14 protein-coding genes are annotated in these 17,365 nt (G+C 66.2%); all 14 read left to right on the top strand.

Features of this window, described 5'->3' with window-relative positions:
• Window positions 1–646 (top strand): respiratory nitrate reductase subunit gamma (gene narI, locus RMO23_RS01360; RefSeq protein WP_309678296.1); only part of this gene is annotated, 646 nt, incomplete at its 5' end.
• A gap of 17 nt (window positions 647–663) precedes the next feature.
• A complete protein-coding gene (locus tag RMO23_RS01355) occupies window positions 664–1,533 on the top strand; it encodes a peptidylprolyl isomerase (RefSeq protein ID WP_309678294.1) in 870 nt (289 codons plus the stop codon).
• Entirely contained in the window at window positions 1,530–2,294 is a 765-nt protein-coding gene (locus tag RMO23_RS01350) for a carbonic anhydrase (RefSeq protein WP_309678292.1), read from the top strand. The genes RMO23_RS01355 and RMO23_RS01350 overlap by 4 nt, the downstream gene beginning before the upstream one ends.
• Window positions 2,272–3,519 (top strand): nitronate monooxygenase family protein, encoded by a 1,248-nt coding sequence (locus RMO23_RS01345; protein ID WP_309678291.1) that lies wholly within the window; start codon window positions 2,272–2,274, stop codon window positions 3,517–3,519. Before RMO23_RS01350 ends, RMO23_RS01345 begins: the two co-directional genes overlap by 23 nt.
• Before the next feature lie 12 nt (window positions 3,520–3,531).
• Window positions 3,532–7,095 carry an LAGLIDADG family homing endonuclease gene (locus RMO23_RS01340; RefSeq protein WP_309678290.1) on the top strand — a complete coding sequence of 1,188 codons (3,564 nt, stop codon included), beginning with the start codon at window positions 3,532–3,534 and terminating at the stop codon, window positions 7,093–7,095.
• Window positions 7,092–8,414 (top strand): NnrS family protein, encoded by a 1,323-nt coding sequence (locus tag RMO23_RS01335; RefSeq protein WP_309678288.1) that lies wholly within the window; start codon window positions 7,092–7,094, stop codon window positions 8,412–8,414. Before RMO23_RS01340 ends, RMO23_RS01335 begins: the two co-directional genes overlap by 4 nt.
• Window positions 8,415–8,436: 22 nt before the next feature.
• The gene (locus RMO23_RS01330; protein ID WP_309678286.1) at window positions 8,437–9,105 is read left to right on the top strand and encodes a nitroreductase family protein; all 669 of its coding nucleotides are present in this window, start codon (window positions 8,437–8,439) and stop codon (window positions 9,103–9,105) included.
• Window positions 9,106–9,144: 39 nt separating this feature from the next.
• Entirely contained in the window at window positions 9,145–9,549 is a 405-nt protein-coding gene (locus RMO23_RS01325) for a ribonucleotide reductase subunit alpha (protein ID WP_309678283.1), read from the top strand.
• Window position 9,550: 1 nt separating this feature from the next.
• Window positions 9,551–10,132 carry a hemerythrin domain-containing protein gene (locus RMO23_RS01320; protein ID WP_309678281.1) on the top strand — a complete coding sequence of 194 codons (582 nt, stop codon included), beginning with the start codon at window positions 9,551–9,553 and terminating at the stop codon, window positions 10,130–10,132.
• 119 nt (window positions 10,133–10,251) lie between these two features.
• Window positions 10,252–11,517, top strand: a complete 1,266-nt coding sequence (locus tag RMO23_RS01315) for a glutamate-5-semialdehyde dehydrogenase (RefSeq protein ID WP_309678297.1) — start codon at window positions 10,252–10,254, stop codon at window positions 11,515–11,517.
• 163 nt (window positions 11,518–11,680) lie between these two features.
• Entirely contained in the window at window positions 11,681–12,976 is a 1,296-nt protein-coding gene (gene gshA / locus RMO23_RS01310; RefSeq protein WP_309678280.1) for a glutamate--cysteine ligase, read from the top strand.
• Between the two features lie 273 nt (window positions 12,977–13,249).
• Window positions 13,250–15,118, top strand: a complete 1,869-nt coding sequence (locus RMO23_RS01305; protein WP_309678279.1) for a potassium transporter Kup — start codon at window positions 13,250–13,252, stop codon at window positions 15,116–15,118.
• A 163-nt stretch (window positions 15,119–15,281) separates the two neighbouring features.
• Complete coding sequence (locus RMO23_RS01300) at window positions 15,282–16,529, top strand: benzoate/H(+) symporter BenE family transporter (protein WP_309678277.1); 1,248 nt, start codon at window positions 15,282–15,284, stop codon at window positions 16,527–16,529.
• Window positions 16,526–17,365 (top strand): glutathione synthase (gshB, locus tag RMO23_RS01295; protein ID WP_309678274.1); only part of this gene is annotated, 840 nt, incomplete at its 3' end. The genes RMO23_RS01300 and gshB, both read left to right, overlap by 4 nt.

Raw genomic sequence — 17,365 nt, 5'->3', positions numbered from 1 at the left:
CCGCGACCAGTACACCTGGAAAAGCGACTCCTCGCAGTTGCTGTGCAGCGGCTTGCTGCGCTGGGGCAGCAACCTGTTTCACGTCGGCATCCTGTTTTTGTTCTTCGGCCATCTGGTCGGCCTGCTGGCGCCGCACGCCTTTTACGCGCACTTTCTGGACGCGTCCGTCAAGCAAAAGATCGCCATCTACTCGGGCGGTGCCTTTGGCGTGCTGTGCTTCATCGGCCTGTCGATGCTGATTTACCGCCGCATGTTCGACCCGCGCATCCGCTACACCAGCCACAAAACCGACCTGGCGATCTTGCTGATCTTGTGGGTGCAACTGGTGGTCGGGCTGATCACGCTGCCGTATTCGTGGGCGCACTCCGATGGCAGCGTGATGCTGATCCTGGCCGACTGGGCCCAGCGCATCCTCACGCTGCGCACGGTCGATGCCGAGGTGCTGGCCGGCTTGCCCTGGCCCTACCTGTTTCACATTGTGTTCGGCATGACCATCTTCCTGCTGTTCCCGTTCAGCCGCCTGGTCCATGTATGGAGCGGTTTTGCCTCGGTCGGCTACCTGCTCCGGCCCTACCAGGTGGTGCGCAGCCGCCGACTCGGTGTGCCTGCGGCCAAATCGGCCGGCAACCGCCAGAACTCTGTTTAAACCACAAGGTCACCTCCATGCACACCGAAACCGCCCCTTCCGCCACCGCCAGCCAGGGCTGCGGCAGCGGCGCCTGCCAGTGCGCCGGCGCCGCCCCGATGGCCGCTCAGCCGGTCGCCCAGGTCAATGGCATCGCCCTGCATGCGCCCGGCCAGCGCCCCGATACACCCACCCTGCGCGAGCTGGCCTACACCGAGCTGCTGCGCCAGCAGGCGGTGCAGGCCGGGCTGTTGCCGCACCACCCCGGGCCCGATGCGCTCAGCGCGCCCGAGCTGGGCGACGCCGAACGCAAGGTCATCGAAGCCATGGTCGACGAGGAGGTGCGCACGCCGCAGCCCAGCGAGGACGAAGGCCGGCGCTATTACGAAGCGCACAAACCGCAGTTTGTAGTGGGCCAGGCGCTGCATGTACGGCACATCCTGTTTGCCGTCACGCCTGGCGTCAATGTGCAGGCGCTGACGGTGCATGCCGAGCGCGCCCTGCTGGAGCTGTCACACAAAGGGGTTCATCCCGAGCGCTTTGCGCAGCTGGCGGCCGAGCTGTCGAACTGCCCCAGCAGCGCGCAGGGCGGTGACCTGGGCTGGATAGGCCCGGATGACTGCGCGCCCGAACTGGCGACCGAGCTGTTTCACCTCCAGCATGCGCAGACTGGCACCGGCGTGCACCCACGCCTGTTTCACACGCGCTTCGGCTTTCACATCATCGACGTGCTAGAGCGCCGCAGCGGCAGGCAGCCCGACTACGAGGAAGTGCGCGAGCGCATTGCCGCGCTGCTGACCATGCAGTCACGCGCCCGGGCACTGCACCAGTACATGAGCCTGCTGGTCGGTCGGGCGCAGGTGGAGGGCATTGAGCTGGAGGGGGCTGATTCGCCTCTGGTGCAATGACTGCGGACGCGGCAACGGCAGACGAGCTGCTGCTGCGCTTGCGGCGTTTTCACTCTGACTATTTTCCCCTGCACCAGCAGCGTTTTCAGGATCTGGTGGCGCAGGGGCAGCACCCCAAGACACTGTTTATCGGCTGCTCGGACTCGCGCGTGGTGCCCTACCTGCTGACCGGTGCCGGGCCTGGTGAGCTGTTCATCGTGCGCAACGTCGGGGCCTTTATTCCGCCTTACGACGGTTACCTCGGCGATCCGACGGGCGCGGCAAACCAGCGCGCTGCGGGCCCGGCCCAGGACGAGTCGGCGCGCCAGTGGGTGGGACTGCACGGCACCACGGCGGCCATCGAGTTTGCGGTGCTGAGCCTGCAGGTGGAGCGAATCATCGTCTGTGGGCACAGCCACTGTGGCGCCATTCGTGCCGCCTATGAAGGCGTGCCCGACGAGGCCGTGGCGCTGCGGGCGTGGCTCAAGCTGGCCCGGGAAGCGCTGCTGCCGGTCCAGTCCAGCCCCGAAGCCCTGCGCCGCACCGAGCAGCGCGCCGTGGTGCTGCAACTGGAGCGCCTGATGGGCTATCCGATGGTGCGGCGCGAGGTGGAACGCGGAAAACTGACGCTGCACGGCTGGCATTACGTGATCGAGGACGGAGAAATCCATGTCTTTGATGTACAGCAAGGAAACTTTGTGCCAGCTGCGCTAGCCTCCAACAGTGGCACTGGCCCCTACCAACCTTATGTGGAGCACGATGGACAAATTATCAGCAACTGACCGGCTTGCGGCCGGCCTCGCAGCGCGGGCCGCCGCTGCATTGCAGCTTTTGTCGGACCAGTCCGGCCTTCGTTCCTGGCGGCTCGGCGGCAAGGACCTGATTCCGGTGGTGCAGGGCGGCATGGGCGTGTGCGTATCGGCCGGCGGGCTGGCCGGGGCCGTGGCGGGCCTGGGCGGTGTCGGCACCCTGTCTGCGGTGGACCTGCGGCGCCTGCACCCCGACCTGATGGCCCAGACCGGGCATCTCGACAAGGAGCTGGACGCCCGCGCGCAAATCGACGCGGCCAACCTGCGGGCGCTCGATCGTGAAATCCGCCGCGCCCGCGAACTGGCGCAGGGGCGCGGCCTGATTGCGGTCAACGTGATGAAAGCCGTCAGCGCCTACGAGGCCTATGTCGGCCAGGCGCTGGCCAGCGGGGCCGATGCGCTGGTGGTGGGCGCCGGACTGCCGCTCGATCTGCCTGACCTGGCGCGCGATCATCCCGCCACCGCGCTGATTCCGATTTTGTCCGACGCGCGCGGCGTGCAACTGCTGGTGCGCAAGTGGGAAAGAAAGGGCCGCCTGCCCGATGCCATCGTGATTGAACACCCGCGCCTGGCCGGCGGTCACCTGGGCGCCGCCAAGGTGGCCGACCTGCATGACCCCCGATTCGATTTCGAGGTGGTCATTCCCCAGGTGCTGGCGTTCTTCAAAACCGCCGGCATCGAGGGAAAAATTCCGCTCGTTGCGGCCGGCGGCATCGGCTGCCGCGAAGACATCCAGCGGCTGCAGGCACTGGGCGCCTCGGCCGTGCAGCTCGGCACCGCCTTTGCCGTCACCCAGGAGTGCGATGCCGACCCGGCCTTCAAAAAAGTGCTGGCCGAGGCCAAGCTGGAGGACCTGGTCGAATTCATCAGTGTGGCCGGCCTGCCTGCGCGCGCCGTGCGTACGCCCTGGCTCGACAAATACCTGCGCCTGGAGCCCCGGCTCAAGGCCGTGGCGCACGTCAAGGACAAGTGCAACATGTCGTTTGACTGCCTGGCGCATTGCGGCCTGCGCGACGGCGACGCCAGCATGGGCCAGTTCTGCATAGACCAGCAGTTGGGGCACGCTTTTGCCGGCGACACGGGAAAAGGCCTTTTCTTTCGGGGTGCCGGGCGGCTGCCGTTTGGCGAGCAGATCCGTTCGGTGCAAGAATTGATGCAATGGCTGCTGGGCGGCGTTCGCCCCGTGGCGCACCCTTAAGGAGCGCGGACGATGAAGCGCGACCCGTTTGGCCGGCCACAAGATCTGACGGCGACCCAGCCCATCAGCCAGGATGTGCTGAAGGAAAAATACCTCAAGCCCGGCGAAAGCGGCGTGGAAGACATCTACCGCCGCGTGGCGCGGGCGCTGGCGTCGGTCGAGCCCGAGGCTGAGCGCGCCAAACACGAGGCGCTGTTCCTGGAAAACCTGCACGCCGGTGCGATTGGCGCGGGCCGCATCATGAGCGCGGCCGGCACGGCCATTCAGGCCACGCTGATCAACTGCTTTGTGCAGCCGGTCGGCGACTGCATCCAGGGCGTCGATGACGGCGGCTACCCCGGCATTTACGAGGCCCTGCGCGAAGCGGCCGAGACCATGCGGCGCGGCGGCGGTGTCGGCTACGATTTTTCGCGCATCCGGCCGCGCAACGCAGAGGTCAAGGGCACGGCCTCGATGGCCTCGGGCCCGTGCAGCTACATCAATGTGTTTGACCAGTCCTGCTCCACCGTCGAGAGCGCCGGCGCGCGGCGAGGTGCGCAGATGGGTGTGCTGCGCATGGACCATCCCGACGTGCAGGAATTCATCAGCGCCAAACGCACGCCCGGCCGCTGGAACAACTTCAATGTCTCGGTCGGCGTGCCCGACAGCTTCATGCAGGCGCTGGCCGACGACCAACCGTGGGAGCTGGTGCACAAGGCCAGACCCGGCGCCGCGCTGATTGCACAGGGCGCGTTTCAACGCGCCGACGGCCTGTGGGTGTACCGGTCGCTGGCCGCGCGCGAGCTGTGGGACAGCGTGATGCGCTCGGCTTACGACTTCGCCGAGCCTGGCATCCTGTTTCTCGACCACATCAACCAGGACAACAACCTGCGCTACTGCGAGGCCATCGTCGCGACCAATCCCTGCGTCACGGCCGATACCTGGGTCATGACGACGGACGGACCGGCCCAGGTGGCCGACCTGATCGGCCGGCCATTCAGCGCCGTGGTCGATGGCAAGGCCTACAGCGTGACGAGCGATGGTTTTTTCAGGACCGGGCGCAAATCAGTGCTGGCCTTGCAGACCCGGGAAGGCCATGCCTTGCGTCTGACGCCCGACCACCAGGTGCGGCGCGTGGCGCGCAGAACCCGCTACACGCTGCAGGCCGAATGGGTCGAAGCAGGACAACTGCAACCGGGTGACGAAGTGCTGCTGCATGAACATCGCGCCATGGGCGGCTGGGATGGCGCAGGCACCGGGGCCGAGGGCTATTTGCTCGGGCTGCTGGTCGGCGATGGCACGCTGAAAAGCGACAAGGCGGTGATTTCGGTCTGGGCGCCCGAGCTGAAGGCGGTCGGCAATGGCGCCGTGGCCTGTGCGCAATCCGGCGCGGGCGGTGTCGTGCGGGCGGCCGAGGCCGCTGCCGCCACGCTGCCGCACCGGGCCGATTTTCGGGGCTTTCAGCGTACCGTCGCGGGTCGCGGCGAGGCCCGCATGGCCTCCGGTGCGGTACGCCACCTGGCCCATGCGATGGGTATGCGTCCAGGGCACCAGACCATCACCGCCGCCATGGAAAAAACCTCGTCTGCATTTAGCGAAGGGCTGTTGCGGGGCCTTTTTGATACCGACGGCTCGGTGCAGGGAGCCCAGGAAAAAGGCGTCAGCGTCAGGCTGTCGCATAGTGATCTGGCCTTGCTGCAGACGGCGCAGCGCATGCTGCTGCGTCTGGGCATCGCTTCGACGATTTACCCGAGCCGGCGACTGGCGCAGGCGCGGCCGCTACCGGATGGGCGCGGCGGCCTCAAGCTCTACGAAACGGCGGCGCAGCATGAGCTGGTCATCAGTGGCGACAACCTGCGGGTTTATGCCGAGCGCATCGGCTTTGCCGACACCGGCAAGGCCGAGCGTCTGGCACAGGCCCTGGGCAGCGACCACCGCAGCCTGAATCGCGAGCGCTTCACCGCCACGGTCGAATCGCTGACCGAGGACGGCTGCGACGACGTGTTCGACGTGAGCGTGGCCGATGTCCATGCCTTCGATGCCAATGGCCTTTATGTGCACAACTGCGGCGAGCAGCCGCTGCCGCCCTACGGCTGCTGCGACCTTGGCCCCGTCATCCTGACGCATTTTGTGCGCCACCCTTTTGGCTTCAATGGCGTGCCGGGCTTTGACTTCGAGGCCTTTGGCAAGTCGGTGGCGACCCAGGTGCGCGCGCTTGACAATGTGCTGGACCTGACTTTCTGGCCGCTGCCGCAGCAGCAGGCAGAATCGGCCGCCAAGCGCCGCATCGGCGTGGGCTTTACCGGCCTGGGCAACGCGCTGGCCATGCTCTGCCTGCGCTATGACGCGCCCGAAGGCCGCGAGATGGCGGCGCGCATCGCCGAAACCATGCGCGATGCCGCCTACGCCGCGTCGGTGGCGCTGGCGCAAGAGAAGGGCGCGTTTCCCAGGCTGCAAGCCGAGGCCTACCTGGCCGCCGGCACCTTTGCCAGCCGGCTGCCGGCCGAGTTGCAGCAGGCGATACGCACGCACGGCATCCGCAACAGCCACCTGCTGTCGATCGCGCCCACCGGCACCGTGAGCCTGGCCTTTGCCGACAATGCCTCCAACGGCATCGAGCCGGCGTTTTCGTGGATGTACCGGCGCAAGAAGCGCGAGTCGGACGGCAGCAGCACCGACTATGCGGTGGAAGACCACGCCTGGCGGCTGTACCGCGAGCTGGGCGGCGACATGGACCATCTGCCCGACTACTTTGTCTCGGCGCTGGAAATGTCGGCGGACAGCCACATTGCCATGATGCAGGCGGTCCAGCCCTTTGTGGATACGGCGATTTCCAAGACCGTCAACGTACCGGTCGACTATGCCTACGGTGACTTCAAGAACCTGTACCAGCAGGCCTGGCGCGCGCGGCTCAAGGGCCTGGCCACTTACCGGCCCAATGCCATCCTGGGTTCGGTGCTGGCAACCCATGCCAGCGCGGAAACCGCGGCCACGGCGGCGCCTCTGGACCCGATGCGCACGGTGATTGAAAGCCGGCCCAAGGGCGCGCTGTCGGCGGTGGCCGAAAAGGTCGAGTACTGGACCCAGGAGGGCCACAAGACCCTGTATATCGTGGTGTCCTTTTTGCCGGTGCCGTCAGCCAGTGGCGCGGGCACGGTGGAGCGCGCCATCGAGTTTTTCATGCCGGTGGGGCAAAGCGGCGAATCGCAGCAGTGGATCACCTCCAGCATGCGCATGCTGTCGCTGGCCGCGCGCGGCGGCTTTCTGGAGCGCGCGCTGAGCGACATGCGCAAGGTCGCCTGGGACCGAGGCCCGGTGCGGCTGGGCACCTACGAGAAAGCCGATGGCACCCATGTGCCGCTGTGGCACGACTCGGAAGTGGCGGCGATTGCCCATGCGCTGCAAAACATCATCCGCCGTCGCGCCAGCCAGCCGGCCGGGCCTGCGGCAGCGGCGCTGCAGACCCCCGTCACCGCCACGCTGTTGCCGCCGGTCATGGCCGGTAAAAAATGCAGTGAATGCGGTGCCCATGCGGTGATCCGCAAGGACGGCTGCGACTACTGCACCCAGTGCGGCCACCTGGGGACTTGCGGATGAGTCCGCACCCCGTCATCGTGGTGCGCGGCCCCAACGGCAAACCGTCTGCCGAGGCGATGGCGAGCCTGGACCGCCGATGGCGCGCTTCCTATCTGCTGCTGGCCCCGCACCGGCTGGGCTTTTGCCTGGCGATGGCGGTGCTGGTGGCCGCGGGCGGCTGGTGGGCGCTGGTGCAACTGGACCGCATGAGCGGCGCGCTGGCGCTGTCCTATGCGCTGTCGCCCTCGCTGGTGCATGGGGCGGTCATGACCTTCGGCTTCATTCCGCTGTTTTTCTCCGGTTTCCTGTTCACCGCCGGCCCGAAGTGGCTGGGCGTGCCGCCGCTGCGGACCGCGCAGCTGCTGGCGCCGCTGCTGCTGCAGGCGGCGGGCTGGCTGTTGTGGCTGGCGGCGGCCCACCTTCGTGCGGGATTGGCCATGACCGCGCTGCTGCTGGCCGGCATCGGCCTGGCCTGGATGACGCTGCTGTTCTGGCGCCTCATCCGGCGCAGCCGGGCCACCGACCGGGTCCATGCGCTGACCATTGGCACGGCCTGCCTCGTCGGCTGCCTGAGTCTGGCCGGGCTGGCGCTCGGTGTGGCGCTGGACGCGCCCGGTGTGGCGCTGGCCTGCGTGTTGACCGGGCTGTGGGGCTTTGTGCTGGTGGTCTATGTCACGGTCGCGCACCGCATGATTCCGTTTTTTACCGCCAGTGCCATTCCTCGCATGGACGCCTGGCGGCCGTTCTGGCTGCTGTGGCTGATGCTGGCGGTGGCGACTTTTGAGGTGCTTGCCGCCTGGGTCGAGTCCATCGGGCCGGTTGAGGGCGTGGGTGGCGCGGTCTGGCCGCTGCTTCGCGGCAGCCTGGAGCTGGCGGCTGGCGGCCTGCTGCTCTGGCTGGCCCTGAGCTGGGGGCTGGTGAAAAGCCTGAAGAATCGCCTGCTGGCCATGCTGCACATCGGTTTTGTCTGGTTCGGCCTGGCGCTGCTGCTGGGCGGCGTCGCGCAACTCGTCGGCTGGGTCCAGGGCGCGGCGGTGCTGAGTCTGGGCGCGCTGCATGCGCTGACCCTGGGTTGCCTGGCCTCGCTGATGCTGGCCATGGTTACCCGCGTCTCCTGCGGCCACAGCGGTCGCGCGCTGGTGGCCGACGGCATGGCCTGGTCGCTGTTCTGGCTGCTGCAGGCCGCGACCTTGCTGCGCATTGCCGCTGCCGCGCAGACCAACTGGGCCGGCGGCCTGCTGCTGGCCGCCGCGCTGCTGTGGGCCGGCGTCATGGCGGTCTGGGGCCTGCGACTGGGCAACTGGTATGGCCGCCTGCGCGCCGACGGCCGCCCCGGTTGAAGACCGCAAAGGATCAAAAGCCATGAATGTTCTCGCCATGCCGGTTCAGTCCCTTGCCGCCGCGTCCAATGACCACGACACTTCCAGCGATACGGCCGCCATGGCCGCCGCGCTGATGCAGTCGCGCCAGACCATCCTGCCCAAGCGGCTGGCCGCACCCGGCCCCCGTCGGGCCGAGCTGGAACTGATGCTGGGCGCCGCCGCCAGCGCGCCCGACCACGGCCAGCTTTCGCCCTGGCGCTTTATTCAGGTGCCGCAGGCCTCGCGCGGCGCCTTGGCCGGGGTTTTTGCCACGGCGCTGCTGGAGCGCGACGCCGCCGCCAAGCCCGCGCAGCTGGCGCAGGCCCGCGAAAAGGCCCACCGCGCCCCGCTGCTGTTGCTGCTCATCGTCGATGGCCTGTGCGGCGACGCGGAGATTGACCTGCCTGAACGCATCGTCTCGGCCGGCTGCGCGGTGCAAAACCTGCTGCTGATGGCGACCGCGCTGGGCTATGGCTCGGCACTGACCAGTGGCAAGGCCCTGAAGTCTGACGGTCTGCGCAGCCTGTTTGGCCTGGCGCCGGGCCAGCAGGCGCTGTGTTTTGTCAGCGTCGGCACGGTGCAGTCCTGCAGGGGCGCCCGCGTGCGGCCGCTACCGGCCGACGTGGTCAGCACGCTGGCGCCCGACGGCCGCCTGCTGCCGGGCTTTTGACCGGCTGCCCTGCCCCCTGTTTTTGTGACTGGAACCCCCATGGACATTTCAAGTTTTGATGATTTGCTGCAGGCCGCGCGGGCCCAGGCCAGCCCGCAGCGCCTGCTGCTGGTGTTTGCCGGCGTGGAACTGCCCGACGATGCGACCCCGGCCCAGCGCCAGCGCTTTGAGGCCGGGCAGGGCGGTGCGCTGGTGCCGCTGATGTGCGTGGACAAGCGCCCCGACGAACTGGCCTCGTTCAGCGCGCTGGTCGAGGAGTCGGGCAGCCTGGGCCAGCCCTGGGGCATGGTGTTTGCCGCCGCCCTGTCGGGCACGGGCCAGCGGGCGCCCAGCAGCGAAGACGCCGAGCCGGCGCTGGAGCGCATGGTCGAAGCCATCAAGCGCGGCGACATTGGCGCCTACATTCCGTTTGACCCGCAGGGTCAGGCCGTGCAGCTGGGCTGACATGGGCACGCCCGGCAAAGGCTCCACCCGCCCGGTGTCCCTGCCCGGCTTTGGCGCGCCCGCCGCCGGCTTTGAGGCGCCTTTCGACATGCTGGCCGCCTGCCATGAGCGGGTCGAGCGCATGCTGGCCCTGACGGCCAGGCTGCGGCAGCACCTGCTGGACCAAGGCTGCGACGAGCCGGCGCGCCAGGCCGCGCGCGACGTGATGCGCTACTTTGACCTGGCCGCCCCGCTGCACCACCAGGACGAGGAACTGCATGTGTTTCCGCCGCTACTGGCCGGGCCCGATGCCGCCCTGCGCGCGCTGGTGCAGCGGCTGATGCGGGACCACCGGCAGATGGATGCGGGCTGGCGTGAGGCGCGGCGCTGCCTGCAGGCCGTGGCCGACGCGCCGGCGGCTGGCTGGACGCCGCTCACAGCGGCCCAGAGCGGGGCGCTGAACGACTTTGCCGCGCTGTACCGGCAGCACCTGGACGACGAGGACCGGCTGGCCTACCCGGCCGCGCAGGTCGCCTTGGCGCCGGCGGCGCTGCAGGCCATGAGCGAGGACATGATGCAGCGCCGGGGCGTTGCCAAAAAGTAAGGCCCCAAGGCGCGGGGCCGGCCGCTGATGCAGGCAAAATACAGGGCATGAACGCGCCCCTTCCCCAAAACGTCGCCGCTCCCGCAACCGCTGTAGTCGGCGCCGACCTGCTTGAGCTCATGACCGGCCTGGGTTTCAAGGCAAAAACGGCTTCGGCCCAGATGGCGCGGGCGCAGGCGGCTATCAAAAACAGAGCACTTCGGGGCCTGGCCAGCTTGCTGCGGCAAAACCTGGCACCGCTGCAGGCGGCCAACCAGCGCGACCTGGACCGCGCTAGCGCCGCCGGGCTGGCCGGCCCGCTGCTGGACCGGCTCCGGCTCGGCCCCAAAGACCTGGAAACCGTGGCGCTGGGCTGCGAACAGCTGGCCGCCATGCCCGACGTGATTGGCGAGATCATCGGCATGAAACAGCAGCCCAGCGGCATCCGCGTCGGCCAGATGCGGGTGCCGATTGGCGTGTTCGGCATGATTTACGAAAGCCGGCCCAATGTGACGATTGAAGCGGCGAGTCTGGCCATCAAGAGCGGCAACGCCTGCATTCTGCGCGGCGGTTCGGAGGCGATCGAGTCCAACAAGGCGCTGGCGGCGCTGGTGCGGCAGGCGCTGACGGACGCCGGTTTGCCCGCCGACGCGGTGCAACTCGTGCCCATCACCGACCGCGAGGCCGTCGGCCTGTTGATCACCATGCCGCAGTACGTGGATGTCATCATTCCGCGCGGCGGCAAGGGCCTGATAGAGCGCATCAGCCGCGATGCCAGGGTGCCGGTCATCAAGCACCTGGACGGCAACTGCCATGTCTATGTCGATGACCCGTGCGATGTGGCCATGGCCGTCACGGTGGCCGACAACGCCAAAACCCAGAAATACAGCCCCTGCAATGCCACCGAAGGCTTGCTGGTGGCGCAGGGCGTGGCGGCGGACTTCTTGCCAAAAATTGCTGCGATCTACGCCGCCAAAGGCGTGGAAATGCGCTGTGATGCGGCTTCAGCCCATATATTACGTGCGCAACCAGCTATTAATTCAATAGCAAAAATCACCGCCGCGACCGAGCAGGACTGGTACGAGGAATACCTCGCGCCCATCATCAGCATCAAGGTGGTGGCCGGCATTGACGAAGCCATCGCGCACATCAACCAGTACAGCAGCCACCACACCGACGCCATCCTGACGCGTGACCACCTGCATGCCCAGCGCTTTCTGCGCGAGGTCGATTCAGCCAGCGTGATGGTGAATGCGAGCACCCGCTTCGCCGATGGCTTCGAGTTTGGCCTGGGCGCCGAAATCGGCATCAGCACCGACAAGTTCCATGCCCGCGGCCCGGTCGGCATCGAGGGGCTGACCTCCCTCAAGTACGTGGTGCTGGGTAACGGGGAAGTGCGGGCCTGAGGGCTCGCGCCGGGGAAGTGCGAAGCTGGGGGGTCGCGGCCTTGCAAGTGGCGGCCCCAGCCCAATATCGGTGAATAGCCTGCGAACAGGCCGCCGTCCGACAGACGCCGGGACCGGGCTCGGCTATAACCGAACCGACTAAAAAATCTTTGAAAGTGGCCGCATGGTTCCGCATCTCATCACCGCCCTGAACGGCCCGATCAACGAGCTTGAGCAGCGCATCCTGGACATGACGCCGGCGATCGAGCGCTGGTTCCGGCTCGAGTGGATGGAGCACACGCCGCCGTTTTACAGCTCGGTCGACATCCGCAACGCCGGTTTCAAGCTGGCCCCGGTGGACACCAACCTCTACCCCGGCGGCTGGAACAACCTGACGCCCGAGATGCTGCCGCTGGCGGTGCAGGCGGCGATGGCGGCGATTGAAAAAATCTGCCCGGAAGCGCGCAACCTGCTGGTGGTGCCCGAAAACCACACCCGCAACAGCTTTTACCTGGCCAATGTGCTGCAACTCAAGCGGATTTTTCACCAGGCCGGGCTCAATGTGCGCTTTGGCTCGCTCAGCGCCGAGATGAAGGAAGCCACCACCATCAAGCTGCCGACCGGTGAGTCGATCACCATCGAGCCGCTGATCCGCAGCGACCGGCGCCTGGGACTGAAAGACTTCGACCCCTGCACGATTTTGCTCAACAACGACCTGTCGGCCGGCATTCCCGGCATTCTGGAAGACCTGAACGAGCAGTATTTGCTGCCGCCGCTGCAGGCCGGTTGGTCGGTGCGGCGCAAATCCACCCATTTCAAGGCCTACGAGGAAGTTTCCAAGCGCTTTGGCAAGCTGCTGGGCATAGACCCCTGGCTCATCAACCCGATGTTTTCGCAGTGCGGCGAGGTCAATTTTGCCGAGCACACCGGCATGGAATGCCTGAGCACCAACGTCGATGCGCTGCTGACCAAAGTCCGCCGCAAGTACAAGGAATACGGCATCAACGAAAAGCCGTTCGTGGTGGTCAAGGCCGACAACGGCACCTACGGCATGGGCATCATGACGGTGCGCGATGTGAAAGACCTGGAGGCCGTGAACCGCAAAGGCAAAAACAAGATGAGCACGACCAAGGACGGCCGGCCGCTGTCCGAAGTCATCATCCAGGAGGGGGTGTTGACCAACGAGCGCGTCAACGATGCGGTGGCCGAGCCGGTGGTCTACATGATGGACCGCTACGTCGTGGGCGGGTTTTACCGCATCCACGCCGAGCGCGGTGTCGATGAAAACCTTAACGCCCCCGGCTCCAGCTTTGTGCCGCTGGCCTTTGCCGACAGCGGCCGGCTGCCCCAGCCCGGCGAAAAACCCGGCTCCAGCAGCCCGAACCGCTTTTACATGTATGGCGTGATCGCCCGCCTGGCCATGCTGGCCGCCAGCTACGAGCTGGAAGCCACCGACCCGGACGCCGAGGTCTACGACTGAGGACCGGTGTCAGCGCCGTACCTGGAGGCGATTCAGGCTGCCAGCCCAGATAAAATAAGTCTGTGCAGCTATTAAAAACATAGCAACCCAGGCGCTACGGGCGGATCGCAAGTTGTTGTGTTGCAACAAAACAACCGATTTCTGGCCCGCCAGCCTTCCGGCCGCGCCAATGCCCAGGCGCCCGGGCGCAAAATGGCGTTCCCCAAACTCAAGCATTTCCGCCACTTTTGACCCGGTTTGCACCGGTCGGCAGTTCTGGACGGGAACCCCTGTGTGTCAAGTTCAAAATCATCACTTTCGGCGCTGACCCTGGGCGCCATCGGCGTCGTCTACGGCGACATCGGCACCAGCGTCCTCTACGCCGTCAAGGAAGTCTTCGGCTCCGGCCATGTGCCCTTCACCTCCGACAACGTTCACGGCATCCTGTCCATCATCTTCTGGACGCTGACGGTCATTGTGTCGCTCAAGTACGTGGTGCTGGTGCTGCGCGCCGACAACAACGGCGAGGGCGGCCTGATCGCCATGCTGGCGCTGGCCTCCACCGCCGTGCAGGCGCGGCCCAAGCTGCGGCGCAACCTGCTGCTGGTGGGAATTTTTGGCACCTCGCTGTTTTATGGCGACGGCGTCATCACCCCGGCGATCTCGGTGCTGTCGGCGGTGGAAGGCCTGGAAGTCGTCTCGCCCGCCTTCAAGCAGGGCGTGATTCCCATCACCCTGGTGATTTTGTTCGCGCTGTTTCTGGTGCAAAAACACGGCACCGCCGGCATCGGCAAGTTTTTCGGGCCGATCACCCTGGTCTGGTTTGTCGTGATCGCACTGCTGGGCCTGTCGCAAATCGTGACGAATCCGGCCATTTTGAAGGCCCTCAGCCCGCACTATGCGCTGCTGTTCATGTGGTTCAACCCCGGCATCACCTTCATCATCCTGGGCGCGGTGGTGCTGTCGGTCACCGGGGCCGAGGCGCTTTACGCCGACCTCGGGCACTTCGGCAAAAAGCCGATCCGGCTGGCCTGGTTCACGGTCGTCATGCCCTGCCTGGTGCTCAACTATTTTGGCCAGGGTGCGCTGCTGCTGAAGAACCCCGAGGCCGTCAAGAACCCGTTTTACCTGATGGCCCCCGAATGGGCGCTGCTGCCGCTGGTCGGCCTGGCCACCATGGCCACGGTGATTGCCTCGCAGGCCCTGATCACCGGCGCCTTCAGCGTGACCAAGCAGGCGATCCAGATGGGCTACCTGCCGCGCCTCAACATCCAGCACACCAGCGTGCGCGACACCGGCCAGATCTACATGCCGCTGGTCAACTGGGGCCTGTTTGTCACCATCGTGCTGGCGGTCGTCATGTTCCGCTCCTCCAGCAACCTGGCGGCGGCCTACGGCATTGCGGTCTGCACCGACATGCTGATCACCACCATCCTGACCTTCTACGTGATCCGCTACGGCTGGAACTACCCGCTGGGCCTGTGCATTGCCGCTACCGGCGTGTTCTTCGTGGTCGACTTCGCGTTCTTTGCCTCCAACCTGATGAAGCTGTTTGCCGGCGGCTGGTTCCCGCTGATGATTGGCGGCGTCGTCTTTGCGCTGATGATTACCTGGAAGGAAGGTCGGCGCATCCTCAACGACAAGCTGCGCGTTGACGCGATCGACCTCGGCAGCTTTCTCGATGCGGTGTTCGTCAACCCGCCGGCGCGGGTCGAGGGCACGGCCGTGTTCCTGACCGCCGAGCCCGGCACCGTGCCCAATGCCATGCTGCACAACCTCAAGCACAACAAGGTGCTGCACTCGCAAAACCTGTTTGTGACGGTGCGCAACCACGAGGTGCCCTGGATCGGCCTGAGCAAGCGCCTGGAGATCGAGTCGCTGGGCCATGACTGCTGGCAGGTCAATGTGCACTACGGCTTCAAGAACGACCTGGACCTGCCCAAGGCCCTGCAGCACATCAGGGGCCGCGGCTGCGAGCTTGAACCGATGACGACCAGCTATTTTCTGTCGCGCGACACGGTGGTGCCGACGATAGGCGGCGGCATGGCGCCCTGGCGTGAAAAGCTGTTTGCACAGATGCACCATAACGCCAGTGGTGCGGCGGACTTTTTGAACCTGCCGAACAATTCGGTGGTGGAGTTGGGTAGCAAGATCGAGATTTGAGGGTGATTTTTGGCTCTGGCCCCCGAATAACAGGCGCGAGAAGCTATTGAATTGATAGCAAATCGAGTCCGCGCACCCGTTCGGGCTGAGCCTGTCGAAGCCTCGCTTTAGGTCGGGCGCGGGCTCATCAGCACCCCTTAGACCACCCTGCGAGAATCCCCAAATGCAGTTTTTTAAAGACCTGAACCTCTCCGCCTTCACCGCCGGTTTCGTCGCCGTGCTGGTCGGCTTTACCAGCTCGGTCGCCATTGTCTTTCAGGCGGCGCAGGCCTTTCATGCCACGCCGGCCCAGACCGCTTCGTGGATGTGGGCGCTGGGCATGGGCATGGGGCTGTGCTCGGCCCTTCCTTCGCTGTGGCTGAAAAAACCGGTGATGGTGGCCTGGTCCACGCCGGGGGCGGCGGTGCTGGCCACGGCCGGGCTGGCGGGCGGCTTTGGCATGGGCGAGGCGGTGGCCGCCTTCATGGCCAGCGCCGCGCTGATCACGCTGTTTGGCGTCACCGGCTGGTTTGAAAAGGTCATGAACCGGATTCCGGTGGCGCTGGCCGCCGCGCTGCTGGCCGGCGTGCTGGCGCGCTTTGGCATCGAGGCCTTTGCGGCGGCCAAAACCGCACTGCCGCTGGTGCTGCTGATGCTGGCGATTTACCTCGCCGGCAAACGCCTGATGCCGCGCTATGCGGTGCTGCTGACGCTGCTCGGAGCGATTGTTTTTGTCGCTGCGCGCGGCCAGCTGGCGTGGAGCGAGGTCAGTTTCTCGTTGGCCGTGCCGGTGTTTGTGGCGCCTACCTTCACGCTGGCCGCCATCGTCAGCCTGGCGCTGCCGCTGTTTGTGGTGACCATGGCCTCGCAAAACCTGCCAGGCGTGGCGGCGATTCGCGCCGCCGGCTATGGGCCGGAGGCACCCGATGGCGGCATTCCGGTCTCGAAAATCATCACCCTGAGCGGCCTGGCCACGCTGCTGCTGGCGCCGTTTGGCGCCTTCGCGCTCAATCTGAGCGCCATCACCGCCGCCATCTGCATGGGCAGGGAGGCCCACGACGACCCGGCCAAACGCTACACCGCCGCCGTGTCCTGCGGCCTGATTTACATCGTGATCGGCATTTTTGGCGGCGCCATCACCGGCCTGCTGACGGCCTTCCCGCGGGAACTGGTGGTGGCGATTGCCGGCCTGGCCTTGCTGGGCACGATTGGCAACGGGCTGGCGCTGGCGCTGAAAGACGAGTCGCACCGCGAGGCCGCGCTGATTACCTTTCTGGTCACGCTGTCGGGCGTGGTGATTGCCGGCATCGGCTCGGCCTTCTGGGGCGTGGTGGCCGGCGCGCTGGCGCTGTTTGTACAACAATACGGACGGGCACGCCGCGTGCCCCTTGCCCCGGCCCGGCCCGATTTACCGAACACCTCCCAATCATGAATATTCTTTTTGTTGCCGACCCGCTGGCGTCTTTCAAGACCTACAAGGACACCACCTTTGCCATGATGCGCGAGGCCCAGCGGCGCGGCCACCGCATCAGCGCCTGCGAGCCGCACGACATGAGCTGGCAGACCGGCGGCCAGGTCATGGCCCGGGTGCGCCACATCCGGCTGACCGGCGAGGCCCATGACTGGTTTGCCGCCGACGCCGCGCGGCCCGATGGCTTGGCGGCCATCGCCAGCTTTGATGCGGTGGTGATGCGCAAGGACCCGCCGTTTGACAGCGAGTATTTCTACAGCACGCACCTGCTGGAGCAGGCCGAGCGCGAAGGCGCCCGCGTCTTCAACAAGCCGGCCGCGCTGCGCGACCACCCTGAAAAACTGGCGATTCTGGAATTCGCGCAGTTCAGCGGCCCGACCCTGGTCACGCGCAGCGCCGACGACATCAAGCGCTTTCATGCCGAGCACCAGGACATCATCCTGAAACCGCTGGACGGCATGGGTGGCATGGGCATTTTCCGGGTCAAGGCCGACGGCCTGAACCTGGGCAGCATCACCGAAACGCTGAACAAAAACGGCGCGCAAAGCGTCATGGTGCAAAAGTTCTTGCCCGAGATTGCGCAGGGCGACAAGCGGGTGCTGGTGATAGGCGGGCGGCCCGTGCCCTTCAGCCTGGCGCGTATTCCGCAGGGCAGCGAGGTGCGCGGCAACCTGGCCGCCGGTGGTTTGGGCGTGGCGCAGCCGCTGTCCAAACGCGACCTGGAGATTGCCCAGGCGCTGGGCCCGGTGCTGGCCGCGCGCGGCCTGTTGCTGGCGGGTGTCGATGTGATTGGCGAC

Source organism: Polaromonas sp. (assembly GCF_031411155.1).
Classification (GTDB): Bacteria; Pseudomonadota; Gammaproteobacteria; order Burkholderiales; family Burkholderiaceae_C; genus Polaromonas.
The sequence above is the reverse complement of the archived record's forward strand: the minus strand, read 5'-3'. Positions and strand labels throughout refer to the sequence as shown.

What these genes read in the sequence shown, in the direction of transcription:
- RMO23_RS01355 (WP_309678294.1), top strand. Translation starts at nt 664, where the DNA reads ATGCACACCGAAACCGCCCCTTCCGCCACCGCCAGCCAGGGCTGCGGC.
- RMO23_RS01350 (WP_309678292.1), top strand. Translation starts at nt 1,530, where the DNA reads ATGACTGCGGACGCGGCAACGGCAGACGAGCTGCTGCTGCGCTTGCGG.
- RMO23_RS01345 (WP_309678291.1), top strand. Translation starts at nt 2,272, where the DNA reads ATGGACAAATTATCAGCAACTGACCGGCTTGCGGCCGGCCTCGCAGCG.
- RMO23_RS01340 (WP_309678290.1), top strand. Translation starts at nt 3,532, where the DNA reads ATGAAGCGCGACCCGTTTGGCCGGCCACAAGATCTGACGGCGACCCAG.
- RMO23_RS01335 (WP_309678288.1), top strand. Translation starts at nt 7,092, where the DNA reads ATGAGTCCGCACCCCGTCATCGTGGTGCGCGGCCCCAACGGCAAACCG.
- RMO23_RS01330 (WP_309678286.1), top strand. Translation starts at nt 8,437, where the DNA reads ATGAATGTTCTCGCCATGCCGGTTCAGTCCCTTGCCGCCGCGTCCAAT.
- RMO23_RS01325 (WP_309678283.1), top strand. Translation starts at nt 9,145, where the DNA reads ATGGACATTTCAAGTTTTGATGATTTGCTGCAGGCCGCGCGGGCCCAG.
- RMO23_RS01320 (WP_309678281.1), top strand. Translation starts at nt 9,551, where the DNA reads ATGGGCACGCCCGGCAAAGGCTCCACCCGCCCGGTGTCCCTGCCCGGC.
- RMO23_RS01315 (WP_309678297.1), top strand. Translation starts at nt 10,252, where the DNA reads ATGACCGGCCTGGGTTTCAAGGCAAAAACGGCTTCGGCCCAGATGGCG.
- gshA (WP_309678280.1), top strand. Translation starts at nt 11,681, where the DNA reads ATGGTTCCGCATCTCATCACCGCCCTGAACGGCCCGATCAACGAGCTT.
- RMO23_RS01300 (WP_309678277.1), top strand. Translation starts at nt 15,282, where the DNA reads ATGCAGTTTTTTAAAGACCTGAACCTCTCCGCCTTCACCGCCGGTTTC.